This is a genomic window from Pseudomonas orientalis (genome assembly GCF_002934065.1).
GTDB classification, from domain to species: Bacteria; Pseudomonadota; Gammaproteobacteria; order Pseudomonadales; family Pseudomonadaceae; genus Aquipseudomonas; species Aquipseudomonas orientalis_A.
Genome location: NZ_CP018049.1, coordinates 153,343 through 178,546, shown reverse-complemented (window position 1 = coordinate 178,546; position 25,204 = coordinate 153,343). Strand labels below are relative to the sequence as shown.

Sequence of the window (25,204 nt, the reverse complement as noted above, 5' to 3'; positions counted from 1 at the left end):
ATGCACGCGTTACCGTTGACGTTTTTCGCGAGCAAGCCCGCTCCTACAGTAGTGGCCCGTGTGGCCGAAAGGCTGGGGAAGATTAGCACTGGCGGGCGCAAACGGCCCAGCCTTTCAGAGGGATCAGTTCATCAGGAGTTCAGGAGTACTCCAGCTCTATTTCATCCAACTGGTGATCAAAACTCTTCAGGCGCGCCGTCCAGGTGTAGACCAATACCTCAAACTCACGGTGTATCACCGCGTTGCCCGGGGTGTCGGCCTTGGGGTCGCAGAAATCCAGCTGATAGCGCTCACGAGCCATTTGCGTGGCAACATCGGACAATTCCCGCGCGTTATTCAGCCAATGCCTGCCGTCAGCGACCTGTCGATCCAGCACGACACATTGCGTCTTCAGCACTTCGAGGCTTTTTTCCAGGGGCGTGCCGGTGAGGTCGCCCATGACTTCCTGGAACGTGCGACCGGGTTGCCAGTAGCTGCCCCAGAAATAGCGGTCGAACACAGTTTCGACACGGCGCAGGGCCACCTTGGTGTCCCAGATTGCGACGCGGGTCTTGCCTTGTTCCAGCAGCTTTCGCTTCACGCGTTGGTTTTGATAGGAGGCCCAGGCCACCACGCCGATGGACAAGGTGCCGATCACCAGGCAGGCGCTGTCGAGAAAGACCATGGCCTTGTCGAGTTGGTGGGCGAGCATGACGCCGTAGAAATACGCGGCCGATAACAGCACCAGTGCGAAGAGCACGCACCAGAAAGCGGGAGCATAAGGGTTTTTCATTATTGGAATCCCCATGAGCAAACGCGAGCAGTGTCGAGTGAGGCTTCACGACGCCTCACCTCACAAAGCATAGCTATCACCTCACGGTTTGCCGGGTTTTATCCCTTGCGTTCGTCCGCTTTCCCAGCCGCCGCCCAGGGCCAGGAACAGGTCGATCTGGCTCATTGCAACCTGGGTGTTGGCCGCCGCCAATTGCGCGCGCATGGCGGTGTAGGTGCGGGTCGCCTGCAGGTCGGCGAGAAACGACTCGCGCCCGGCCTGGAAGAAGCGGTGGGTCTGGTCCGCCGCCTCGCGGGCCGAACGCTCGGCGTCGGCCAGCGCTTCACGGCGCTGCAGCATCGCGGTGTACTGCGCCAGGCCGGTCTGGGTTTCGCGGATAGCATTGAGTACCACCCCATCGAAATGCGCCAGGGCGCCCTGGGTCGCGGCTTCGGCTTCGTGAATGCGCGCGCGGGCGCCGTTGGTTGGCACTGTCCAGCTGATCATCGGGCCAAAGCCCCAGCGATTGGTCGCAGGCTGGCCGAGGTTGTCGAGCAGGCCCACCGTGCCCACCGTGGCGCCGATGGCGATGTCCGGGTACAAGGCGCCGGTGGCCACGCCGATGCGCGCGGTCGCGGCGGCCAGTTGGCGTTCGGCCTGGCGCACATCCGGGCGGCGCTTGAGCAACGTCGCACCGTCGCCCACCGGCAACAGCTGGGCGATGTGCGGCAACTCGGCGCAACTGCCGGTGCCGGCCGGCAATTGATCGAGGGGCTTGGCCAGCAGCATCGACAGACGGAACAACCCGGCCTGACGCGCCGCTTCGTAGCGCGGCATATCGGCGCGCAGGGATTTGTATTGGGTTTGCGAGCGCGTGACCTGGGTTTCATCGCCACGGCCGGCGTCGCGCAGGCGCTGGGTGAGCTTGGTACTTTGGGCTTGCAGGTCGAGGGACTCGTTGGCGATGGCCAGCTCTTCGTTGGCGGCGCAGACCTGGGTGTAGGCGCGCACCACATCGGCCACCAGGGTAATGCGTGCGATATCGGCGGCGGCCTGGGCCGCATCGGCGTTGGCCTGGGCGCTTTCGATGCCGCGCTGCAAGGTGCCGAACAGGTCGAATTGATACGAGGTGGTGATGCCTACGCTGCCGATGTTGCCCACCGGCACTTTGTCGGCCAGCAGAAAGGCTTCGCCGGACTCCTGCAAACGCTGCGCTTCAGCCTTGGCCCCGGCACTCCAGCCGCCGGCGGATTCGGCCTGCTGGGTCTGGTAGCGCGCGCGTTGCAAGTTGGCCGCGGCCACGCGCAGGTCGGTGTTGGAGGCCATGGCCTGGCGCACCAGTTCATCCAGGCGCGGGTCTTTGTACAGCTTCCACCAGTCCGTCGGCACGGGCGCCGACACCACGTTATTGCCCTCGCCGGCGATGGCACCTTGCAGGTCGTCACGGTTGACGGCGGCCGTGTCCGGCAGTTTGTAGTCCGGGCCTACCGCCTGGCAGGCCGACAGCAACACCCCCAACGCAGCGGTGGCCAGCAGTTGCTTCATGGCTGGTCTCCGGCATTGGTCTTGTCGTCGATGATCGACACGGTCGCGGTACGCCCGGCGATCATGCGGAAGTCCGCCGGCACGTCATCGAAGGCGATACGCACCGGAATCCGCTGGGCCAGGCGTACCCAGCTGAACGCCGGGTTGACGTTGGGCAGCAGGTTGGAACCGCTGCTGCGGTCGCGGTCCTCGATACCGGCGACGATGCTCTGCACATGCCCATGCAAGCGGGCGCTGTCACCGATCACGCGGATATCCACGCCCATGCCGACGCGAATGCCGTCCAGTTTGGTCTCTTCGAAATAGCCGTCGATATGGAAGGAGTTGCTGTCCACCACCGACAGCACCGGCCGGCCGGCGGTGACGAATTCCTGGGCGCGTGGCGCGCGGTCGTTGACGTAGCCGTCCACCGGGCTGCGGATCACCGAGCGGTCGAGATTGAGCTGGGCGGAATCCACCGTCACTTGCGCTTCGGCCAGCGCCGATTGAGCACGGGCCACGCGGGACTGGCTTTCTTCCAGTTGCTCGCTGGGCACCAGGTTGCCCAGGCCACGGTTACGCTTATACTCGCGCTGGGCCTGGGCCAGGGTTTCCTGGCGGTCGGCCACGGCGGCCTGGGCCTGGCGCAGGGCCAGCTTGAAACGGTCCTGGTCGACGGCGAACAGCACCTGGCCTTTGCTCACCAACTGGTTGTCGTGCACATCGACCCGCTGAATCAGCCCGGACACGTCCGGGGCGATCTGCACGATGTCGGCGCGAATGTGGCCGTCACGGGTCCAGGGCGCAAACATGTAGTACATGACCATGCGCCACACCACGACGACCGCGAAGCTCACGATCAACAGCGTCAGGACGACACGGCCGATAGTCAAAAAAGGTTTTTTCATGTCATCAGATATCGACTGAGTGAGTCCACCGCGCCCAGCAACAGCGCGTACAGCCCCACATTGAACAATGCCCGGTGCCAGACCAGGCGATAGAAGTGCATGCGCGTCAACAGCCCGTGCAGCACCAGGAACAACACATAGGTAATGCCCATCAGCACCAGCAGCGTGGGCAGGAAGACGCCGCTGATATCCAGGTCACCGATCATAGGGGCGCTCCATCCGGTAACGGCGCTTCGATTTCCGTGCCGCCAATGAACTCCACACCAGGCAACAGCGCCAGGCGCAGGCCGGCCAGGGCATGCAGCAGGTGCAGGCGCGTGTCATCGCCGTCTTGCAGGCCCTGGCCGTTGAGGGCGCGGCGCGTGCGGTCCAGGGTCATCAGCAGACCGCTGGGCGCGGGCAAGCGTTCACCGGCCTTGAGGCAGGCCTTGAAATAACCGCCCACGCCTTCCACCACCTGGTTGAGCAGCACGCGCGGCACGCCGAGGATGCGCGGCGAGTAGGCGAGCAGATCGAGCAGGTTCAGCGCCACGCGCAAGTCGCGCAGGGCGGTGCCGGTGTCCTGGCCCGTGAGGCCCAGGCGCGGCAGGTGCTGCATCAGGCGGTCGAGCATTTGGGCGGCCATGTGCCGATGTTCGGCCAGGGTGGCGGGTTCGGTAAGGCTGACGATGTCGCGCCAACTGAAACGGGTCAGGCGCTTGGCCGCCAGTTCGGCGCCGAAGGGCCGTGCAATCAGGGTCCATACAAAGGCAAACAGCAGGCCCACGGGCCCGGCCAGATTGACGTTGGCGAAGTTGAGGAAGTCCGCGTCATAGGCGCCCTGGATGCTGATGAACGACGAGGTGTTGACCAGCGTCAGCAGCATGCCCAGGTAGAACCGTGGCTGCACGGTGAGGGTGCCGATGCAGATGAACGGCACGGCGAACGCCAGCACCAGCATGGGGAAATCGTGCAGGTTGGGCAGCACCAGGAACAGATAGAGGCTGGCGAACAGCACCGACATGGCGGTCCAGAAAAAGAACCGATAGATCTGCGGCGCGGGGTCGTCCATCGAGGCGAAAAAGCTGCACGCCACCGCCGCCAGGATCACCGCACTGCCGCCGTCGGTCCAGCCCAGCAAAATCCACAACACCGAGGCGACGATGATCGCGGTGACGGTGGAAAACGCCGAGTAGAACATCAGGCCACGATCAAGAAATGGCGTAAGCCGGCCCAGGCGCCAGTGGCGGTAGACGGCGCGCCAGGTGTCCTGGCTTTCGCACTGAATGGCGGCTTGCAGGCTGCGGCAGTCCTGCCACAGGTCGACCCACTCACCGAGGCGATACAGGGCGTTGGAGAACAGCAGCGTGTGGCGGTCGTCCAGCGCTGCGCCCTGGGGTTGCGCGGCGTCGATCTTGTCACGCAGCACGCGCCAGCGTTCCAGTGGCGCGGTTTCGGTGGTGCTTTGCAGCCAGGCGTTGGCGGCTTGCAGCAACGGCGTGAGCCGATCGAGAAATTGCGGCGCGCGATGTTCAATGGCGTACACCGCATCGTCCAGGGCATCGATCACCGGCAACAGGTGGATCATGCGCCCGCGCAATTCCTTGGTGTTGCGCACCGTCTGCGGCCGCGCGCCTTCGTGGGGCAACTGGCCGATCATCAACTCGAGGGTGTTGAACGTGGCGACCATGCCGCCGCGCAGGCCGCTGATGGCTTCAGGCTCCACATCGCGGGTGAGAAAGCGCTGGCTGTAGACCTGGGCGTCGGTAAACCACTTGGCAACCGAGCCATCGAACACCGGCATCAGGCGACGCGGCCAGAACATCGCACCCACCACGGCCGCCACGGCGATGCCGAGGAAGATTTCCTCGGTACGCGCCTCGGCCACATCCCACACCGCCAGGGGGTTGTCCACCACCGGCAGGGCAATCAGCGGCAAGGTGTAGCCGGCCAGCATCAGGGCGTAGCTGTTGGCCGTGCGCAGATGCAGGGAAAGGAACAGCAAGGTGCCCGTCCACAGGGCGATCACCACCACCAGAATGTAGGGTGACTGCACGAACATCGGCACAAATAACACCGCCGCCGCCGCGCCCATCAACGTGCCGATCGCGCGGTACAACGCTTTGGAACTGGTGGGGCCGACAAACGGGCTGGAGACGATATACACCGTGGCCATCGCCCAATACGGACGCGGCATTTGCATGAGCATGGCGATGTACAGCGCGATCATCGACGCGGCGAAGGTACGCACCCCGTAGAACCAGTCGCGAGCAGGCGGAAAACCGGTAAAGAATCCGTTCAAGGCGCTACCGCCTCGGCCGCCTCGAAGGCGCGCAGCACGCGCAGCGCGGCTTCCAGATCGGTGGCGGCGATGTCTACCAGGACTTCCTTGCGCAGGCGCACCAGTTGGGCTTCCACTGCCTGCACCAGCTCACGACCGCGCTCGGTGAGGCTCAACGCCTTGGCGCGACGGTCATGGATGTCTTCGGTGCGGCACACATAACCGTCGCTGCACAGCCGGTCGAGCAGGCGCACCAGCGACGGGCTTTCCATGCCCGAAGCCTGGGCCACTTTGACCTGATGCACACCATCGCCCAGGCGGCCGATCATCAACAGCGGCACGGCGCAGGCTTCAGAGATGCCATAGCTCACCAGCGTGGCCTGGCAGATTTTGCGCCAGTTACGGGCGCCCACCACCATGCTGCTGCTGAGGTTCATCTGGAGTTGTTCGAGGGATTGGGACACTGGATAGTTCGCATACAGTTAGTTTGCTAACTATTAATATGGTGGAGGGATGAGGTGCCGTCAAGTTTTGAAACAATTTCTCGATGGGTGGAGCGATTCAGCGGCGACACCGCAGGACCAATGTGGGAGGGGGCTTGCCCCCGATGGCGGTGCGTCAGTTATTGACGCATTCGCTGACACTCCCCCATCGGGAGCAAGCTCCCTCCCATATTCAGATCTGGGAGGAATCGCTCTTTTACTCGCCAATCAACCTCATGGTCTCCTCTTCAATAAACCCAAACACCTCCTCCGGCACGCAGTACTGAAACTGCTTGCGTCGGTGCTTCGAGACCTTCCCCTCGTTATCCAGGCACATCATTACCAGCTTCGACAAATCACTCCCACGTACGTCGTAGCGTTGGTTTACCGCCTTGATCACACGGTCGTAGCGGTCGAGGAATTCGGTTTCTTCGCGCAGTTCGACTTCCAGTGCGCGGCGGGCCATTTGCAGGGTGAATTCGACGCAGCGGGTGGCGTCCCAGTAGCGGTAGATCGAGGGGTGACCGATGAAGTCGAACGCCATGTGGTCGGCGTCCAACCAAGTAACCTTCCAGAACTCCCGCGTCGGCTGGGAGAAGGTCTTGAGTGCCTCCAGATAGGCTTGCTCTTCGTGCTTCATGGCGACGGAGACCGGTAGCAACAAGCCATTTTCCAGTGCACCGTAGTGGCAAAGCGTCTGGTGAATCAGGAAGCGAGACAGGCGCCCGTTACCGTCCATGAACGGGTGCAGGAAGACGAAGCCGAAAGCGGTGACCGCCGCCGCAACCAAAGGATCGACGTCTCGCACGGGTTGGTTGGCGAAGGCCATCAGCTCTTCCATCAATTCCTGGCAAAGCGCGGGGGCTGGCGGTACGTAGCTCACACCGGCTGCGCCGCGCAGCCCGTTGTGCAGGTGGTTCTGTTCGTGGCGAAACGCGACGGCTTTGTCGAAGGGGTTGGAGACGGTGCTGTTTTGCAGCTCGACCAAGTAGTCCTCGGTGAGCAAACGGCCTTCGTGAGCCTGGCGCAGGAGTTGAACGAAGCGACGGGATTTTTCTTCGCTGGGTTGTTCTTTTTCGATGGCAAATGAATCGCGGGTTTCGTGCAGGTACGCCCACTGGATGGCGCGGTCCATCATTGCGGGTGGGAGGGTGGCCATGAAGGATTTGGCACGAGCCAATACATCAAGCGCCAACAACGCTTCCAGCTCAGGCGTTCGCTCTACGGTGGCGCAATAATGCAAAGAGCCCAAACCATTGAAATCCACTCGCCAACGACTGTTGCGAATACTTGGGCCAGTCACATAGCGCTGGGGGTCGAACAAGGGAACGACGCGCCCACGAACAGGAAGGGTGTGATCAAGCATTTTCCCGGTAAAGCCCTCCCAAAGAAAACAGGCTTTTCGGATAAACGCACCATTGGGCGAGTCGGCCAGCGCCTCCAGGAACGGTTCTGGGCCGAGCTGTTCAAATACCGGGGCAAGTAGCGCCAGATTCACGCCTTCATGCTTAAGTGCAAACAGTACGTGCTCAAACAGCGCATGTTTCGGGGGCGCCACCGAATGGGGCACCGCCAGACAGTCACCGATCAGGGTAATCCTGGTCACCGGCTTGATCATCGCAGCCCGCAGCGGTGCTATCACCTTTAGATCCAGCGCCTCACACAGGTGAGCGTATCCGACTGTCGGCATGGCGAGCCCTTTCAGAAAAAATTAACTTGAACGATTAAATCCCAGTTTTTTTTACCACTCACCAATTTTTTTTACATATTTGCGTTTTTCTGGATATTTTTTTACACCCCTCGACCATCCTGCAACGTCAGGTTCAACTCGCTGCGCAGGGGCGATTCCATGGAATGTTCCTCATAAACCTGTTCAACAGCGTCTAGCGGCAACCCTCAGGCTGCGGCGCCGGCACATTGCACAACACAAACAACCGCGCCCTGGCGCCTCCGCCGTCCTGGCGACTGAGTTCGCGCCAGCCGTTCGGCAGCGGCGCGAATTCATCCGGCGCTTCGTTGCTGCTGATCAACCATACCCGCCGCGTTTGAACAGGCAGTGCTGACAGGCGATCCAGGTAGATGCGCCCACCGTCCTGGTCCACCAGCGTGCCGAAACCATAGGCATTCGGTCGCGTCGAGGTGCCGTCGGGTTTGGGCGGGGTGTAAAGCTGCAACTGCGCGTCGGTCTGGTCGTAATACACGTAGCTGAGGTACCACATCATGTCGCTGAGGACGATGCGGTCGTCCTCCTGGTAATTTCGATTAACGAACTCCACCGGCACGTTGAATTGATCCTGTTCATCTACCTCGAAGTTGTTCTTCAGGCCCAGCAATTCCATGCCCACAAACAGCACCAACAGCGCTGCGCCCAACCATGACTGGCGTGACGGCAAGCGGTCGATGGCCATCGCCAGGACGATCGGCAAGCCCAGGGCGTACACCGTGAGATAGCGCTCGATAAAGACCGGCGAGATAAACGACACACCGTACACCAACAGCAACGGCAGCAAGAAAAACAACGCAGGCAAATGAGCCCCGGAGTTGCGCCATGCCGTTACCAGGACCACTGCGACCAACAGCAGCGGAAAGGCCCAGAACAGCGGCGCCCAGAAATCAACGCCTTCATCCTGCAACACGAACTGCCAGATCATAGAGGGCAGGGACAGCAGGTTGACCGGCTCCTCCCAACCAATGTCCCCGCCTACCTTGAGTTGTTCGACGTGCTGCACCAGGTCCAGAAGATTCGGCAGCCAGGGCAGGTACAACGCCACAATCGCGGCGTTGGCCACCCACCATGCCGGGCGCGTGATCAGACGCGGGCCTGGCGAGTGCAGCCCCAGGTACGCCCAGTGCACCAGCACGCACAGCGCGGTGAAATAATGGGTGTAGAAACCGGCGCTCATCAACAGCACATAAGCGGCCAGGTAACGCGTGCGCTCGGGCTGGCGCAGCCAGTAGACCAACGCCAGCGTCGCCCCCAACAGCCATACGCCGAGCAGCGAATACATGCGCACTTCCTGGCTGTAGCGCACCGCCGTCGGCAGCAGCGCCAGCAGGATGCCGGCCAGCAGCGCCGCGCGACGGGTGGACAGCTGCCGCGTCAGCCAGATCCCCAGGCCCACCACGACGGCACCGGGGATGGCGCTCATGCTCCTGATCGACCAGATGCTGTCGCCAAACACTTCGATCCAGCCGCGCAGCAGCACAAAATACAGCGGCGGATGCACATCGTGGGCGGCGTGAAACCACAGGTCGGCCAGCGCATATTCGCTGAGCAAGAGGCTCGAGCCTTCGTCACCCCAGATCGCCGCCGACGTCAGGTGGTAGAACCGCAGGACCATGGCCAGCGCCAGGATCGGCACCCACCAGAGGCGGCTGAGCCACCCGGCGCCGTCCCGGGTCAGGCGATTGAACGCAGGCAAGACCCGGACTTTTTCATTTTGCTCTACCACCGACCGACGCATATCGACTCCGTTACGACTGCCCTCTACAGGACACACCCTGCGCATGCGCAAACACCGCCACTTTAGGCCAAAAGCGGTGGGCCCGTTGCTGGAATCAGACAAATCAACAATTTGCGTAGGCCTTCACCGAAGCACTCGTAGGATCAGGCTATGATTGCCCTCCTCCACGGACTCAGGATCAAGGAAACGTTATGCGCATCGGTTTGCTGTCACCTCTGGCTCTGGCCTTGCTGGCCGTTATTCCCCTGGCGGCCCAAGCCAGTTCCGACGACTCGTGCTACCCCGACTGGCGGGTCTCGCGTGACAGTCTCGAACCGTGCAGCAACCAGCCTTTCCTCAGCCCGGGCAACGATAGCCGGGTCAACCTGCGCCTGTTGCTGGCCGATAAAAAAGCCGCGCCGCTGACGCCCAATGCCTTGGGCGAAGACGACTTGGCCCAAGGGTTCGGCCCGGTGCCGTTTCCGGTGTATCGCCTGATGCCGATTCCAGCCGCGAGCGATGAGCCCGATAACCAGGCGGACGATTCACGCACCGCCGAGCTCGACACCCTGCTCCAGCCGCTGGGCATCAAGCGCGAGGAATACAAGACCGCCGGCGAAGCCTTCCTCAATGGTGAAGGCAGCCGCTGCCGCAGCAACAATGACGACAGCGCCACGGCGTATATCAGCCAAGTGATCAAGGCCGATATGCCGCCGGCTGAGCGCGACGTATTGGTCAAAGCCCGTTTGCAGCTGCTGACGACCTGCGACTGGGACGGCCAGGTGGTGGACGCGCAGTTGACGCCCTCGGCCAACGCCCAACTGTTTCGCACTTATTTGCAGGCCGCCGCTGACTTCTACAGTGGCCGCTTCGGTGACGCCGAGCGCGGTTTCGCCGCCGCCGCGACCAGCGATGCGCCCTGGCTGAAGGAAACGGCGCTGTACATGAGCGCGCGCACCTCGCTGAACCAGGCCCAGGCCCAAGCGTTCGACGAATACGGCATGCCGCAGCGCGAGCAGGTGGACAAGCCCGCGTTGAACCACGCCGAACAAGGCTTTCTCGCTTACCTGAAAACGTATCCACAAGGCGATTACGTGGCCTCCGCCCGTGGCCTGCTGCGCCGGGTGCACTGGCTGGCGAACGACGATGCCAGGCTTGCCGAAGACTTCACCTGGCAGCTGACCGAGGCCACCGACGCCCAGCGCAATGTGAGCGTGGACGAATTGGTCGAAGAGGCCGACCTCAAGTTACTGATGGCCGGCAACACGTCGACGAACAGCCCGATGCTGCAGGTGGTCAGCGACCTGATGGCGATGCGTGCCCACACCCCGCCCCTGTTGAGCCGCGCAGACCTCGACAAGCAAAAGAGCACCTTTGCCAACGAACCGGCATTGTTCGACTACCTGCAAGCGGCGTATGCCCTGTACGTCGAGCATCAACCCGACACTGCCCTCAAGCACCTGCCGGCGGACGTGCCGTCAACCCTGGACTATTTCGCCTTCAGCCAGCAAACCCTGCGCGCCCTGGCCCTGGAAGCCAAACAAGACTGGGCAGGTGCGCAAGCCCTGTGGCTGCAACTGCTGCCGCTGGCCAGGCAACCGCTGCAACGCGACCAGTTGGAGCTGGCCCTGGCGATGAACTACGAGCGCAGCGGCCAACTGGCCAAGGTATTCGCCGCCGACTCGCCGATCAGCGCCAAACAGGTGCGCTACATTCTGCTGCGCAACGTCGCCGGCCCCGACCTGCTGCGCCAGCAGATCGCTAACGCCAGCGACCCGACCGAACGCCAGAGCGCACAATTCGTGCTGCTCTACAAAGACCTGCTGCACCGCCAGTTCGCGACCTTTGCCGACGACCTCAAGCAAGCCTCGTTGTCCGAAGACAAGCTCGGCACCAGCCTGGGCTACACCTACACCAGCGGCCAGACCTTGAAGCTGTTCCAGTGGAACGGTGACAAGGCCGAATCCGGCTACGCCTGCCCAGGCATCGCGCAAACCGCCACGACCTTGCAGGAGGATGCTAAAAACCCTCACGCCCTGAACTGTTTCGGTGAGTTCATCCTGCGCAACGGCCTGGACGGCATGCCCCTGGAACAACCCCGCGCCGCCGGGAGCCTGGGCAGCACCGCCTCGGACTTCAAGGGTGAGACCTTCTCGCGCCTGGACGGCTACAAGCAGGTGATCGCCAACGCCAAGGCACCGAAAACCGACAAGGCCTACGCACTGTTTCGCGCCATCAACTGCTACGCGCCGGCCGGCTACAACAGTTGCGGCGGTGAAGACGTGGCGCCGGCCGTGCGCAAAGGCTGGTTCCGCCAGCTCAAGAGCGGTTACGCCGACACGCAGTGGGGCAAATCGCTGCAGTACTACTGGTGAAGTCGCTGTGGCTGGGCTTGCTGTTGCTGGCGAGCCCGGCCTTCGGCGCCGTCGACGCCCGTGACTACGACGCCTTCTGGTTGTGGAGCGGCGTCACGCCCCAGCCGGTGCTCAAGCAGGCCAAAACCCTGTACATCCTCCAGGGCCAGATCAACTCCACGCGCCGCGCACCGCAACGCGGCGTGCAACTGATCGCCCAGGGCATGAGCGTGCCGCGCATCACCCAGGGCACTATCTGGGTGGTCTACCGCGCCCATACCTTGCACTGGCCGGAACCGGTCTACACCCAACTGCTCGGCCAGGTGCAACGCTGGCGTGACGCGGGCAACCCGGTGGTCGGCATCCAGATCGACTTCGACGCCCGCACCCAATACCTGCACGAATACGCCGCCTTCCTGCGCGACCTGCGCCAGCGCCTGCCGGCCGACCTGCGCTTGAGCATCACCGGCTTGATGGACTGGAGCAGCAACGCCGACCCGGCCGCCATCGCCCAGCTCAAGGGCGTGGTGGATGAAGTGGTGGTGCAGACGTACCAGGGACGCCACAGCATTCCAGACTACGCGGCCTATTTGCCCCGGATGAACCGGATGGGCGTGCCGTTCAAGGTCGGCTTGATTCAGGGTGGAGAGTGGGAGGCGCCGGGGTATTTGCAGGGGAGTGAGTGGTTTCGGGGGTATGTGGTGTTTTTGCAGAATCGTTGACACGTCGGTTGAATTTATGCAAGAAAGTGTCCTCTGTCCGCGGACAGAGGACACTAACTTTTGGGGCCATATGAAAAGTCAAGACATCGTAGTCCTGTTCAAACTGATCAGCCTCGAACTACGGGCCAAAGGGGAGCGGGTAAAAAAACGGGTGTTTTCTGTGGAGAAAGACACCGCGGCCCTCGGTTTTCAAAGTCTTGCGGCCTATATTGAAAACTTCGAAACCGTTCAACTTTCAACAATGGATGACTGGCGTGGGTGGGATGACGCAGACGAGGATTCTGAAGAACACGCTTCGCAAAACTACTCTGTGAGAGCGCTGTCTTCAGCTTTGGGTCTGAGCAAAACCGAAGTGTCTTCATCCCTGAATCGTTGCAGGGAAATCGGCTTGATTTATACGAGGCACATCGATGGAATCCCGCTGGTAAGAAGCACAGCGCTGCTGGATTTGGTTACGCACAGCATTCGCTATATTTTTCCGGTTAAGCCTGGCGCTATCGTCCGAGGCATTCCAACGGCCTTTGCCGCACCGGTATTGGCAGGCAAAGTGATGAGCGGAGGCGACCTTATTCCCGTCTGGCCAGATGCCTACGGAAAAAGCAAAGGGCAGGCAATTACACCGTTGTACAAAACCGTTCCCGGCGCCGTGAAGAAAGACGAGCTTCTCTATCATTTCCTGGCCCTCGTTGATGCCATCCGCATCGGCGGACCGCGTGAGACCAAAGTCGCCGACGCCATGCTGCGGGAGTGGATACTGTGACGTCCAACCGAACAATGATGCTGCAAATGCTTGAGGAGGTTGCCGAGGCCCTGGGCGAAGAGTTATGTGAGCAAGTTGCCTTTGTCGGTGGATGCACCACTGGAGAGGCGATCTGAGCCATTCGCTCATGGCCAACTCTCCAGCCCGCAAAACACTGCTCAACTGCATGAGCCACCGACGGGCTCATGAGCCTCACATTCAATCCATGCACGTTGCCCAAGACACGACATGGATCATGGCGACAGATGGATTCTGGGCCGAACTCTCAGCCGAAGATCAGTTCAAGGCCGTCGTAGAACGTACCCTTGACGGGTGCGCAACCGAAGACGACGTCACGTTCATGTTATTGCGTACGTAAAAAAGCTATTACCAAACGTAGGTTACGCTCGACACCACCTTTGGCCATTCGTCGTAGCAGCAATCCAAATTACTGGAGCACAGCGAGACGCAGGTCTTGTGGGTACGCCCGATTTCCTCCGATCACTGAACAGCCTGCAACGGATACACCGACTCCCACCCTCCTCCCAACGCCTTGTACAAGCCGACCATGGCCAACGACACGCCCGTGGAGCTTTCCACCCACTGTTCCTGGGTCGCCAGCAGCGCGCTTTGCACGGTGAGCACATTGACGAAATCCGCTACCCCTTCGACGTACTGCTGTTGCGCGGTGGTGAGCGCGATCTGGTTCTGGCGCACGGCTTCGGCCAGGCTGTCGCGGCGCAGTTGGCTGGCGTTGTAGCGGGTCAGTTGGTCGTCGATCTCATGCCAGGCGCGCAGCACGGTTTGCTGGTAGGCCAGCGCCGCTTCCTGTTGCTGGGCTTCACGTAAATCGACCATGCCTTGCAGGCGCCCGCCGTTGAACAGCGGCAGGCTCAATTGCGGGCCGAAGGCGAAGGCGCGTGAGCCCCAGGAGCCGAAGTCCGAGAGTTGCAGGGCCTGGGAGCCGAGGCTGCCGGACAGGGTGATGCGCGGATAGAAATCACCCTTGGCCACGCCGATGCTGGCAGTGGCGGCGTGCAAACGGGCTTCGGCCTGGCGGATGTCCGGGCGGCGCTCGGCCAGCTCCGACGGCAGGCCGATGGCGACCTGGCGCTGGGTCTGCGGCACGGCCGCGTCCTTGGACAGCTGCGTGTGCAGGGCTTGCGGCGGCTCGCCCATCAGCAGGCTCAGGGCGTTGATCAACTGATCCTGGCGCTGCTGCAGATCGGGCAGGCGTGCTTCGATGGCGGCGACCTGGGCGGCGGCTTCGGCCACGTCCAGGTCGGTCGCCACACCGTCGGCCAGACGTAGTTGCGAGAGCTTGAGGCTGTGGCGGGCGACGTCGAGGTTTTGCTCGGTGACGGCGCGGGTGTTCTGGACGCCGCGCAGTTGGATGTAGTCCTGCGCGGTCTCGGCCAGCACCGACAGCAACACGGCGCGGCGGTCGTTTTCGGCAACGTCCAGGGTGGCGTCGGCGGCTTCGGTCTCGCGCTTGACCCGGCCCCAGAAGTCCAGCTCCCAGGCAGCGGAAAAGCCCATGTCCCACTGGCTGAAGGCCGAGCGGCCGTTCTCGCCGGAAGGGTCGTTCAAGCCTTTAGCGCTGTTGCGCTTGCGCTGGTAACCGCCGCCCGCATCGACGTTGGGGTAGCGTTCGGCGGTGGTCACCTGGCGCACCGCGCGACTTTGTTGCAGGCGGCTGCTGGCCAGCTTCAGGTCGAGGTTATCGCTGAGGGCGCGACGCGTGAGCGCTGACAACTGCTCGTCGTGGAACACGTCCCACCAGCGCTCCTGCAACGGGTCGCTGCTGGCACGACTGGCTGCCTGACGCCCCTGGGGCTCACTCCATTGGGCCACCTGCGGGCCTTGCGGCCGTTGGAAATCCGGGCCGACGGTGCAGGCACTCAGGCTGATGAGGCTCAAGGTGAGCCAGGCGAGCTGTCTCATTGCTGGGCCACCTCAGGGTGGGGCGCGACCGCCTGTGTGTCGACACTGGCCTCCACCGACATACCGACGCGCAAGCGCTCGGTCAGCGGCTGATTGGGCTCCAGCACAATCTTCACCGGAATACGCTGCACCACCTTGGTGAAGTTGCCGGTGGCGTTGTCCGGCTTGACCGCGGCGAAGGTCACCCCGGTGGCCGGCGCCAGGCTTTCCAGGTGACCGTTGAGCAACTCGCCGTCGAGGCTGTCGACGCGCACTTGCACGGCTTGGCCGGCATGCATGTGGGACAGTTGCGTCTCCTGGAAATTGGCCACGACATAGGCCTCGGCCAGCGGCACGACCGCGAGGATCTTGCTGCCCGGGGTCACATAGGCGCCGACCCGTACCGCCCGCTCACCGACCATGCCGTCCACCGGCGCGACGATGCGCGTGTAGGACAGCTGATAACTGGCCATTTCCAGTGCGGCCTGGGCGCGCTTGAGCCCGCCTTCGGCGGCGTCACGCTGGGCCGTGAGGATTTCCACTTGCTTGCGTTCGGCGGCCAGCACTGCCGTGGACTTGGCCAGGCGCGCGGTGGCCTGGTCGATGCGGGTCTTGGCTTGCTGGGCGTTCTGCACGGTGCCTGCGCCGACGCCGGCGAGGTGGTTGTAGCGGTTCAGTTCGTGTTCGGCGAACGCCACTTCGGCACGGTCCGCCGCCACGGTGGCCTGGGCCTGGGCGATCACCGAGCTTTGGCGCTCCAGGGTCGCGCTGGCGTTTTTCAGTTGGGCCTGGGCGACCAGGGTGTCGGCATCGGCGGCCTGGGCGGCAGCGCGAAAGTCGCGGTCATCGATCAACGCCAACAGCTGGCCGGCTTTGACGCGCTGGTTGTCCTGCACCAGCACTTCCTTGATGAACCCGGCCACGCGAGGGGCGACCAGGGTGAAATCAGCGGCGACGAAGGCGTCGTTGGTGGTCTGGCTCCGGCTGCCCAGAAGGCCTGGCGCAACCAGGTACACCAGCACGCCGACGGCAAACACAGCGATAACGGAGACGGCCATTTTGTCTTTGCGTTTCATGAGAAATCCTTGGGGTCAGGTCGGTGCGCGAGGCGGAAAAATCCGCGTAGGCATCCAGAAAATCAGCAGGATCAACGCCACCGCGACACCGGCCATGACGACATACAGATCCGAAGAGGTGAGCACCACGACTTGCGCGTGCAGGCGCTGCGCCAGGCCCGGCGCGTCGCCGTCGGCCAGGGGCGAATTGCCCAGGCGGTCCACCAGCATGGTCGAGTGAAAATGCCCGCGCTGGGTGGTCAGCGTATCCAGCACAGCGGTGGCGATCACGGCGGACAGGCCCTTGACGGTGTTGAACCAGGCCGAGGCGAACGGCCCTTCGATGGGCTGGATACTGCCGGTGGACAGCATCAGCAGCGGCAGCACAGCCATCGGTTGGCCGAAAATCTGCAGCAGGTACCAGCCATAAAAATCATCGCGAATCCATGCCGACGTCAGGTGCGAACTGCCGATGCAGCCCAGCACCAGCATGCCCAGGCCTATCCCCAGCACCCAGCGGCAATCGACCCAGCGCAGGTTGCACAGCGCGGCCACCAGCGGCAGCGCGATCAGTTGCGGCAGCGCCATCAGCAGCATCACCGGCGCGGTTTGCAGGGGGCGGTAACCCTGGACCTGGGCGAGAAAACTCGACGGGATGATGATGACCGAGGTCAACACCATCAACACGCCGGCCAGCACGATCAACGCGAACGACAGGTTGCGCAGGCCGAGCATCTGCAATTTGAAGAACGGCAGCGGCTGCGACCACTCGTTGAGCATGAACAGCACCATCAGCAGCGTGCCGCCACTGAGCAGGAAGGTGATCAGGCCTGACTCGAACCAGTCCAGGCGATTGCCTTGCAACAGGCCGATCACCAGCATGCAGATGGCCGGGAAGCCCAACAGCAGACCACGCCAGTTGAACTGCTTGAAGCGCTCCAGGCGCAGCGGGTCCTGCGGCAAGCCGTAGGCCACGGCGGCCATCGCCAGCAGGCAAGGCCCGACGATCTGCCAGAACGCCCATTGCCAGCCGACGTATTCGGTCCACAGCGCCGCCAGCGGCGTGCCCAGGCTCGGGCCGAAGGTGGCCGTCAGGGCATAACCGGCCAAGCCGTATAACTTGACGTTGGCCGGCAGGAACCGCAGCGCCACGGTCATCAGCATCGGCGGCAACGCGCCACCGGCCAGGCCTTGCACCGTGCGCAGGAGCAGCAGGCTTTCGTAGTTCGGTGCGAACGGGCACAGGATGCCGAGCAGGGTAAACAGGCCGATGGCACACAGGGTGAAACGGCGCAGCGAGAGCGTCACCGCACACCACGGCGCGAACGCCATCGCCGCCACGGAGGTGGCGGTGTAGGCCGCGACCAGCCAGGTACCTTCGTCAAAGCCGATGTACAGCGCACCACGGATATCGGCGAGGGCGACCTTGGTGACCATCTCGTTGAGGCCGGACACCAGCACCGCCAGCAACACGCCGACCAGGCCGATGATGATGCGCGGACCGAATACCTGTGGGCTGGGCGCAGTGGGTTTGGCTGCGGCCTCGAAGGCGGGGGCAGCGAGGGATGTCATGGACAGGTAACTCGGAATAAAGAAATACCCGAGCAGTTTAATCAGGCTCTAGCATGACAAAAAGTTACTTGTTGTCAGCTTATAAGTGCGTCAGACGCAATCCAAATGCGGGAGGGGGCTTGCCCCCGATTGCGGTCTGCCAGCCACCTGATGTGAACCTGATACATCGCTATCGGGGGCAAGCCCCCTCCCACATTTGACCGAGCATGGCTTGGGATTTCAGGTGGGCTGAGCTTCGAGCCAGGTGGCGTGGCAGCTTTCGCGCATGGTTTCGCGCAGCCATTTGTGTGCCGGGTCTTTGTCAAAGCGTGGGTGCCAGGATTGAGCCAATACCAGCGTCGGCAATGAGATTGGCAGCGGGAATGCGCGCAACGGCAGCTTCAGGCGCGTGGCGCTCAGGAGCGCTTCCTTGGGCACCGGCAGCAGCAGGTCGGAGTCGGGCAGCATGAACATCGCACCGTGAAAGCCCGGGGCGATCATTGCCACGCGGCGCTCCAGGCCCTGGGCATTCAACGCGGTATCGATCGGCCCACGGGCGATGCCGCGCCGCGAGATGCTGATGTGGGAATAACTGGCAAACCGCGCGGCGGTGATCTCTGCGTCAAACAGTGGATGATCTTCCCGCGCCAGGCCGACGAAGGTGGTCGAGAACAGGTTCTGCACCTTCACTTCGGGGCTCGCCGGCAGGGTATTGCTCACGCGCAAGTCCAATCGCCCTTCGCGCAGCGCTTCGTCGTCGGTGTCGCCTTCGGGCACGAAGCGCAGCTCGCAGAACGGCGCCACGCGCTGCATGGTGTCGAACAGTCGCCCGCCATACACGCCGATGAAAAAGTCGTTGGCGCGCACGCTGAAGCGGCGGCGCAGGGTGCTCAAGTCCACTTGATCGGCCGAGCGAAACAGCAACGCCGCCTGCTCCACCACAGTGCGCACCTGGCCTTGCAGCTCCAGCGCCTTGGGCGTCGGCACCAGGCCGCGACCGGCGCGTACCAGGATCGGATCGCCGACCGCTTCGCGGATACGCGTGAGGGTGCGGCTCATGGCCGCCGGGCTCAGGTTCATCCGCCGCGCCGCGCCCACCACGCTGCCTTCATCGAGCAAGGCGTCGAGGGCGACCAGCAGGTTCATGTCCGGTAGTTGCATGCCAAGCACTCGTGATCGATCGGGAGTGAACTGGGCGCAATCCTAGCAGGCTTTACCGTTTCAGAATGGCGCATCGCCCTGGATGGTGGTACGGAACAATTTGCGCCGCAGGTGACTCGGGCAACCGGCGGCCAAGTGGATCAGCGAGCGGTTGTCCCAGAACACCAGGTCGTGGGGCTGCCACTGGTGGCGGTAGATGTTTTCCGGCAACACACTGTGAGCGTAGAGCTGGGCCAGCAGGTCGCGGCTTTCGTCATCCGGCAGGCCGACGATGCGGGTGGTGAAGCCTTCGCTGACGAACAGCGCCTTGCGGCCGTTTTCAGGATGGGTACGCACGATGGGGTGCACCACTTCGGCCACCTGGGCGAGCTGTTCAGGGGTCAGGGTCGGGCGCCAGTTACCTTCGAATTTGGTTTCGCTGTAACGCGCCGTGTAGGAATGCGCGGCGCGGCGCCCCTCGACGGCGTTGCGCAGGTGCTCGGGCAGTTGCTCCCAGGCCTTGTGCATGTCGGCAAACAGGGTGTCGCCGCCTTCGGACGGCAGTTCCTGGGCGTGCAGCATCGAGCCCAGGCTGGGCAGTTGCTTGTACGACAGGTCCGAGTGCCAGAACTTGCCCGCATCGCCCAGGCCGATGGATTGGCCGTTTTCGATGATGTTGGAGACGATCAGGATTTCCGGGTGGTTGGCCAGCAGGAACTGTTTGAGCACGTGGATCTGCAGCACGCCGAAGCGCCGACTGAAAGCGATCTGTTGTTCAGGGGTGATGCGTTGGTCGCGGAACACGATGACGTGGTGGTCCAGGTGCGCGCGGTGGATGCGGGCGAAGTCCTGGTCGTTGACGGGTTGGGACAGATCCAGGCCGACGATTTCGGCGCCGACACTGCCGGGGAAGGGGCGGATGTCGAAGGTTTGAAGGGTGGCGGGCATTGGGTTCACTTCCGGCGGACAGGGCAGTGAATTTATAGGCCTGAGAATGGAAGTTTAAATACTGTTAGGGCATATCCATATGCATTGGTGAGGCTGATGGCCTCATCGGGGGCAAGCCCCCTCCCACATTTTAAGTGTGTTCACAAATCAAGTGTGGGAGGGGGCTTGCCCCCGATGAGGCCGGAGCAGGCGATAGAGATCAACGCTCGTGCAACGCCTCCGCCCGCGCCTTGATGATCGGCTTGAGCAGATAGCTGAGGATGCTTTTCTTGCCGGTGATGATGTCCACCGAAGCGACCATGCCGGGGATGATCAGCAGCGGTTTTTCATCGGTGCCCAGGTGGCTGCGGTCGGTGCGCAGGGTGATCATGTAGTAGGTGGTTTTCTTGTCTTCATCGGTGATGGTGTCGGCGCCGATGCGTTCGAGCTTGGCCTTCAGGCCACCGTAGATGGTGTAGTCATAGGCGGTGAACTTGACCACCGCTTCCTGTCCAGGGTGCAGGAAGGCGATGTCTTGCGGGCGGATCTTGGCTTCCACCAGCAGGGTGTCGTCCAGCGGTACGATTTCGACCATGTCGCTGCCCGGCTGGATGACGCCGCCGACGGTGTTGACCAGCAACTGCTTGACGATGCCGCGCACCGGCGAGGTGACCAGGGTACGGCTGACGCGGTCTTCCAGGGCGCGGCCGGTGGATTCGGCCTTGTTCAGTTCGGTGCGCGCTTCGTTGAGCTGGGTCAGGGCTTCGCTGCGGAATTTGCCACGGGTCTCGTCGATCTTGCGCTGCACTTCCTTGATCGCCGATTCGGCGCGCGGGATCGCCAGGGTGGTGGCATCCAGTTGGCCTCGGGTTTCCATTTCGGCGCGCTTGAGGCGCAGCACTTCCACCGGCGACACCGCGCCCTGGGCCACCAGCGGCTCGGACATGTTGATTTCCTGGCGTTGCAGGGACAACTGGCTGCGGTACTGGCTTTGCTTGGAGGTGAACTCACGCAACTCCTGTTGGCGCTGCACCAGTTGCTCCTGCAAACCGCCGACTTCGTCTTTCAACTGCTGGCGGCGGCTTTCATACAGTGAGCGCTCGTTGGCGGCCTGGCTGGGCGCGGCTTTGAGCACATCGTCGGGAATCGTCAGCGGGCGGTCGTCCACCTGCGCACTCAGGCGCTCGACGCGCAGCTGCATGGCCAGGCGCAGCGCTTCGGTTTCCCCGGCGTTGGACACAAACCGCGTGTCGTCCAGGCGAATCAAAGGCGCACCGGCCTCGACGATCTGGCCTTCCTTGACGTACAGCTCGGCGACGATACCGCCTTCCAGGTTCTGGATTTTCTGCAGCTTGGACGACGGAATCGCCTTGCCGTCGCCTCGGGTCACTTCGTCGATTTCGGAGAAACCCGCCCACACCACCAGGAACACAAAGAACGCGATGATGGCCCAGATGGTCAGGCGGATGACCCGCGGCGCATCCTCGATCAGCGCTTTGTTGACCTCGGGCAGCGGCTGGCCCTGCAGCGAGTCGGAACCTTTGAAGTAGCGCCCGACCGCGCTCTTGATGGCATTAAGCGACACTGATCTGCCCCTTCTTCAACGCTTCCATGACCACGGCTTTCGGGCCGTCCGCGAGGATCTGCCCACGGTCAACCACCAACAGGCGGTCCACCAGGGACAGCAGCGAGGCACGGTGCGTCACCAGGACGACGGTCTTGTTTTGCACCACGGCATGCAGGCGTTGTTTCAAGCGTTCTTCACCGGTGTTGTCCATGGCGCTGGTGGGTTCGTCCAGCAGCAGGATGGGCGGGTTCAGCAGCAATGCACGGGCCAGAGCGACGTTCTGGCGCTGGCCGCCGGACAGGTTCTGCCCACGCTCACCGACCTGCAGTTCATAGCCTTGCGGGTGCAGGCGGGCAAATTCGTGCACACCGGCTAGCTCGGCGGCTTGCAGCACCATCTCGTCCTCGACGTAGCGTGCACCGCTGACCAGGTTGTCACGCAGGGTGCCGGCCAGCAGTTGGATGTCCTGGGCGACGTAGCCAATGTTGTGGCGCAGTTCGCTGACGTCGATCTGGCGCACGTCCACACCGTCCACCAGCAACGCGCCGGAGTCGGGTTGATACAGGCCGACGATCAATTTGGCCAGGGAGCTTTTGCCCGAGCCGCTGCGACCGATGATGCCGATCTTTTCCCCTGGCTTGATTACCAGGTTGATGTTTTTCAGCGCCGGATTCTGTTGGTTCGGGTAGGTGAAATTCAGGCCCCGGCACTCGATGGCGCCTTGCAGGGTGCGACGGCTCATGGGGCGCTCTTCGAAATTGCGCTCCTGGGGCAGCTCCATCATCTGGTCCACCGAGGTCATGGTGACCTTGGCCTGCTGGTAACGCGTGAGCAGGCCCGACAGCGAGGCCAGCGGGCTCAAGGCGCGGCCGCTGAGCATGTAGCAGGCAATCAGGCCGCCCATGCTGAGGTTGCCGTCGATGATCTGGTACACGCCGAACACGATCATGATCACGCCGGCCAGTTGCTGGATCAGCAGGGTCATGTTCATCGACAGGCCGGACAGCAATTTCACCCGCAGCTCGAGCCGGCTCAAAGTGCCGATGGTCTGTTCCCAGCCGTACTGGCGTTCGCTCTCGGCATTGTTGACCTTGACCGCATCCAGCCCGGCGAGGGTTTCGATCAGGCTCGACTGGCGTTCGGCGGCCAGGGCCATGGTGCGTTCCATGGTCGCGACCAACGGTTTTTGCAGGGCGTAGCCGATGCCCAGGGCAATCGGGAACGCCAGCACCGGAATCCACACCAAATGGCCACCGAGCAGGGCGATCACCAGGAAGATCAGCAGCGTGAACGGCAGGTCGATCAGGCTGGTGAGGGTCAGGGAGGCGAGGAAGTCGCGCAGGCTCTGGAACTCATGGATGTTCTGCGCAAAGCTGCCGACGCGCGCCGGGCGGTACTTCATCGACATGCCGACGATGCGCTCGAACAGGGTGGCGGAGATGATCAGGTCGGTTTTTTTACCGGCCAGGTCCAGGCACAGACTGCGCAGGCTCTTGAGCACCAAATCGAACAGATACGCGCCGCAGATGCCCACGGCCAGCACCCACAGCGTAGAGGTGGCCTGGTTCGGCACCACGCGGTCGTACACGTTCATCACGAACAACGGCGCGGCCATGGCGATGATGTTGATCAGGAAGCTGGCGGCGATGGCATCGGTATACAGCCAGCGCGAACGCTTGAGCGTGTCACGAAACCAGGAGCGCGCCCGGGGGATCAGCGTGCCGTGGTTAACGTCGAATTTGTGCTGCGGCTGGGCAAAGAAGACTTTGCCGGTGTAGTCGTCGACCAGCAGCTCGCGCTTGATCAGCACTTCACCGCCATCGCTTTCGCTGAGCAGCACCCGTGCCTGATCATCGCCTTCCCAGCCGAGCAGCACGGTACTGCGCCCGTCCTTGAGCAGCAGCAGCGCCGGTAACGCGATGGCCGGGATCTGTTCGAGCCTGCGTTGCAGCAGCCGCCCCTGCAGGCCGGCCCGCGCGGCGGCACGCGACAGCAACTCGGCACTCAGGCGCTGCGAAGGCAGCGGCAGGCCGGTGGTGAGCATGGCCGCGCTGGCCGGTTTCTGATGCAGGGCGCAGAGTGCCAACAACCCGTCGAGTAACGGGTCGTCGTGCAGCGTGCGTGGATCATGACTGAGATGAACTCGACTGACTTCGGATTCCACGCGGTGCACTCTCGACTAACAGATGGGGCTATGGGGTGACTCAGTTCATTCCAGGCAGTTGAACTTTGGGCTTCACATCGTTTTGCACGACGGAGGCCATTGGAGCGACGACGCCTTGGCTTTTGAGCAATTCGCCCATGGTCGCCTTGATTCGGTACTGAGTAAATAACTGAATATTCTTGATCTCTTCCAGGCGACGCGAAGCGGTGAACAATTCGTTCTCGCTGTCGAGCAAGTCCAGCAGGGTACGTTGGCCCAGGCTGAACTGTTGCTGGTAGGACGTGCGCACGCGGGTGCTGTGGTCCACGTACTGCTGGGCCACCGGCAGTTGCGCGTTGGCGTTGTTCAAGGCGTTCCAGGCCAGGCCCAGTTCTTCATTGAGCTGGCGCAAGGCGTTATTGCGGATGTCCAGGGCCTGGTTGGCCTGGTATGACTTCGACTGCAGGTCGGCCTTGTTGCTGCCGCCGGCAAACAGGTTGAAGCGCATGCGCACCATGGCTTCCCAGCCGTTGCTGTGGTTGGCGTCACCGGAGACGTTGTTGTCGGCGTTGGTGCCCAGCTCAGCGTCAAAGCGTGGATAGAAGCTGGATTTGGCGGCCGCGTATTGCTTCTCGGCGGCGGAGATGTCCGACTCGGCCGAGCGCAGCACCGGGCTGTTGTCGAGCATCTGGCGCCGCGCTTCATTCAGGTCGGCCGGGAGCATGGCCATGAACGGCGCCGGGCGCTCGAGCTGGTCGGGCATCTCGCCAACGGCACTGAGGTAGTTGGTTTGCGCATCCGCCAGGTTGGTCTGCTCGGTGATCAGGTTGTTGCGGGCCTGGGCCAGACGCGCTTCGGCCTGGTCCTGGTCGGCGCCGTTACCGACGCCGCGCTGGGTGCGCAACTTGATCTGATCGTAAATGCGTTCGTGGTTGCGCAGGTTTTCTTCGGCCAGGCGCACGAACTCGCGGCGGGTCAGCACTTCCAGGTAGACCTGGGCAACGGTCAGCGCGGTGCGCTCGGACGTACCGAGCAACGAATAGGCACGGGAGTTGACGTTGGCCTGTTGACGCCCGACTTCGCTGGAAGTGGCGAACCCATCAAAGATCATTTGCTGCAGGCGCAGGCTGGATTCACCGCGATTGAGGGTTTCCCAGTGGTTGCCGCCCGTGCCATTGGTGGCGCGGGTGGACGCGTTGTCGGTGCCTGCACGGCCGTAGCCGGCGTTCAAATCGACACGCGGAAGATAACCACCCTGTGCGGCGCGCAATTGGTAATCGGCGGCGATGCGGCTGTTTACACCGGCCTGAATTTCAGGGTGCACATCCAGTGCCTGCTGCATGGCTTGAGGCAGCGTCTGGGCTTGTACAAAGCTGGCGGCGAGAACGAACGGTATTGCCTTGAACAGGTGCAGACGCATTAAAAATTCCCCAGGACTTCTTGTCTCAAATCACAGCGATTGGCGCCGCCGCGTCGGATAATGGCTAGCGTAATGACCGTACGTCGGAAAGTTCAAAAAGCGGAACTGCTTCACACATGTAGGACGGTTCGCCGCATAAATATCAATGTGACATTACGGGGGCGATTGTTTAGGATGGCGACCATAAGGTCAATAGTTTGGCATAAACTAGATAGCTAAAAATTCTAGCCAATAATTTGACGTCAGTAAGTGTTCAGACTACGCCCCCTCCAGTTTGGCCCTCCCTCTTGAGCGG

The 25,204-nt window shown here is 62.5% G+C and carries 19 protein-coding genes; 3 read left to right on the top strand and 16 right to left on the bottom strand.

Annotated features, from left to right (window positions below; translation table 11 throughout):
• Positions 1 to 139: 139 nt before the first annotated feature.
• The 8 genes from BOP93_RS00735 to BOP93_RS00700 form a co-directional block, all read right to left on the bottom strand.
• On the bottom strand, positions 140 to 772 hold the full coding sequence (locus tag BOP93_RS00735; RefSeq protein WP_104501213.1) for an NADH:ubiquinone oxidoreductase subunit N: 633 nt from the start codon (positions 770 to 772) through the stop codon (positions 140 to 142).
• Between the two features lie 81 nt (positions 773 to 853).
• Positions 854 to 2,296, bottom strand: a complete 1,443-nt coding sequence (locus BOP93_RS00730; RefSeq protein ID WP_065932707.1) for an efflux transporter outer membrane subunit — start codon at positions 2,294 to 2,296, stop codon at positions 854 to 856.
• Entirely contained in the window at positions 2,293 to 3,183 is an 891-nt protein-coding gene (locus BOP93_RS00725) for an efflux RND transporter periplasmic adaptor subunit (RefSeq protein ID WP_104501212.1), read from the bottom strand. Before BOP93_RS00725 ends, BOP93_RS00730 begins: the two co-directional genes overlap by 4 nt.
• Positions 3,180 to 3,389, bottom strand: a complete 210-nt coding sequence (locus BOP93_RS00720; RefSeq protein ID WP_065886631.1) for a DUF1656 domain-containing protein — start codon at positions 3,387 to 3,389, stop codon at positions 3,180 to 3,182. The genes BOP93_RS00725 and BOP93_RS00720 overlap by 4 nt, the downstream gene beginning before the upstream one ends.
• Positions 3,386 to 5,464, bottom strand: coding sequence for an FUSC family protein (locus BOP93_RS00715; protein ID WP_104501211.1), 2,079 nt, complete (start codon positions 5,462 to 5,464; stop codon positions 3,386 to 3,388). The genes BOP93_RS00720 and BOP93_RS00715 overlap by 4 nt, the downstream gene beginning before the upstream one ends.
• Entirely contained in the window at positions 5,461 to 5,880 is a 420-nt protein-coding gene (locus tag BOP93_RS00710; RefSeq protein WP_065886629.1) for a MarR family winged helix-turn-helix transcriptional regulator, read from the bottom strand. The genes BOP93_RS00715 and BOP93_RS00710 overlap by 4 nt, the downstream gene beginning before the upstream one ends.
• A gap of 262 nt (positions 5,881 to 6,142) precedes the next feature.
• Complete coding sequence (locus tag BOP93_RS00705; RefSeq protein WP_104501210.1) at positions 6,143 to 7,615, bottom strand: Fic family protein; 1,473 nt, start codon at positions 7,613 to 7,615, stop codon at positions 6,143 to 6,145.
• Positions 7,616 to 7,808: 193 nt separating this feature from the next.
• Positions 7,809 to 9,389 (bottom strand): glycosyltransferase family 39 protein, encoded by a 1,581-nt coding sequence (locus tag BOP93_RS00700; protein ID WP_104501209.1) that lies wholly within the window; start codon positions 9,387 to 9,389, stop codon positions 7,809 to 7,811.
• A 191-nt stretch (positions 9,390 to 9,580) separates the two neighbouring features.
• Here BOP93_RS00700 and BOP93_RS00695 point away from each other — a divergent pair, with 191 nt between their 5' ends.
• The 3 genes from BOP93_RS00695 (at position 9,581) to BOP93_RS00685 (ending at position 13,204) form a co-directional block, all read left to right on the top strand.
• Positions 9,581 to 11,743, top strand: a complete 2,163-nt coding sequence (locus BOP93_RS00695) for an outer membrane assembly lipoprotein YfiO (protein ID WP_104501208.1) — start codon at positions 9,581 to 9,583, stop codon at positions 11,741 to 11,743.
• A complete protein-coding gene (locus tag BOP93_RS00690) occupies positions 11,740 to 12,444 on the top strand; it encodes a DUF3142 domain-containing protein (RefSeq protein WP_104501207.1) in 705 nt (234 codons plus the stop codon). Before BOP93_RS00695 ends, BOP93_RS00690 begins: the two co-directional genes overlap by 4 nt.
• Positions 12,445 to 12,514: 70 nt before the next feature.
• Positions 12,515 to 13,204 carry a hypothetical protein gene (locus BOP93_RS00685; RefSeq protein ID WP_104501206.1) on the top strand — a complete coding sequence of 230 codons (690 nt, stop codon included), beginning with the start codon at positions 12,515 to 12,517 and terminating at the stop codon, positions 13,202 to 13,204.
• A gap of 480 nt (positions 13,205 to 13,684) precedes the next feature.
• Here the strand turns inward: BOP93_RS00685 and BOP93_RS00680 are convergent, their stop codons facing one another.
• The 8 genes from BOP93_RS00680 to BOP93_RS00645 form a co-directional block, all read right to left on the bottom strand.
• Positions 13,685 to 15,127 (bottom strand): efflux transporter outer membrane subunit, encoded by a 1,443-nt coding sequence (locus BOP93_RS00680; protein ID WP_104501205.1) that lies wholly within the window; start codon positions 15,125 to 15,127, stop codon positions 13,685 to 13,687.
• Positions 15,124 to 16,182 (bottom strand): HlyD family secretion protein, encoded by a 1,059-nt coding sequence (locus tag BOP93_RS00675; protein ID WP_104501204.1) that lies wholly within the window; start codon positions 16,180 to 16,182, stop codon positions 15,124 to 15,126. Before BOP93_RS00675 ends, BOP93_RS00680 begins: the two co-directional genes overlap by 4 nt.
• A 15-nt stretch (positions 16,183 to 16,197) precedes the next feature.
• Entirely contained in the window at positions 16,198 to 17,733 is a 1,536-nt protein-coding gene (locus BOP93_RS00670; RefSeq protein ID WP_104501203.1) for an MFS transporter, read from the bottom strand.
• 219 nt (positions 17,734 to 17,952) lie between these two features.
• Positions 17,953 to 18,873, bottom strand: a complete 921-nt coding sequence (locus BOP93_RS00665; RefSeq protein WP_104501202.1) for a LysR family transcriptional regulator — start codon at positions 18,871 to 18,873, stop codon at positions 17,953 to 17,955.
• Between the two features lie 60 nt (positions 18,874 to 18,933).
• Complete coding sequence (locus BOP93_RS00660) at positions 18,934 to 19,800, bottom strand: TauD/TfdA dioxygenase family protein (protein ID WP_104501201.1); 867 nt, start codon at positions 19,798 to 19,800, stop codon at positions 18,934 to 18,936.
• A gap of 199 nt (positions 19,801 to 19,999) precedes the next feature.
• Positions 20,000 to 21,364: an HlyD family type I secretion periplasmic adaptor subunit gene (locus BOP93_RS00655; protein WP_104501200.1), complete on the bottom strand. Its 1,365-nt coding sequence runs from the start codon at positions 21,362 to 21,364 to the stop codon at positions 20,000 to 20,002.
• Positions 21,354 to 23,510 (bottom strand): type I secretion system permease/ATPase, encoded by a 2,157-nt coding sequence (locus tag BOP93_RS00650; protein WP_065894044.1) that lies wholly within the window; start codon positions 23,508 to 23,510, stop codon positions 21,354 to 21,356. Before BOP93_RS00650 ends, BOP93_RS00655 begins: the two co-directional genes overlap by 11 nt.
• Before the next feature lie 40 nt (positions 23,511 to 23,550).
• Complete coding sequence (locus BOP93_RS00645) at positions 23,551 to 24,909, bottom strand: TolC family outer membrane protein (RefSeq protein WP_104501199.1); 1,359 nt, start codon at positions 24,907 to 24,909, stop codon at positions 23,551 to 23,553.
• Positions 24,910 to 25,204 lie beyond the last annotated feature (295 nt).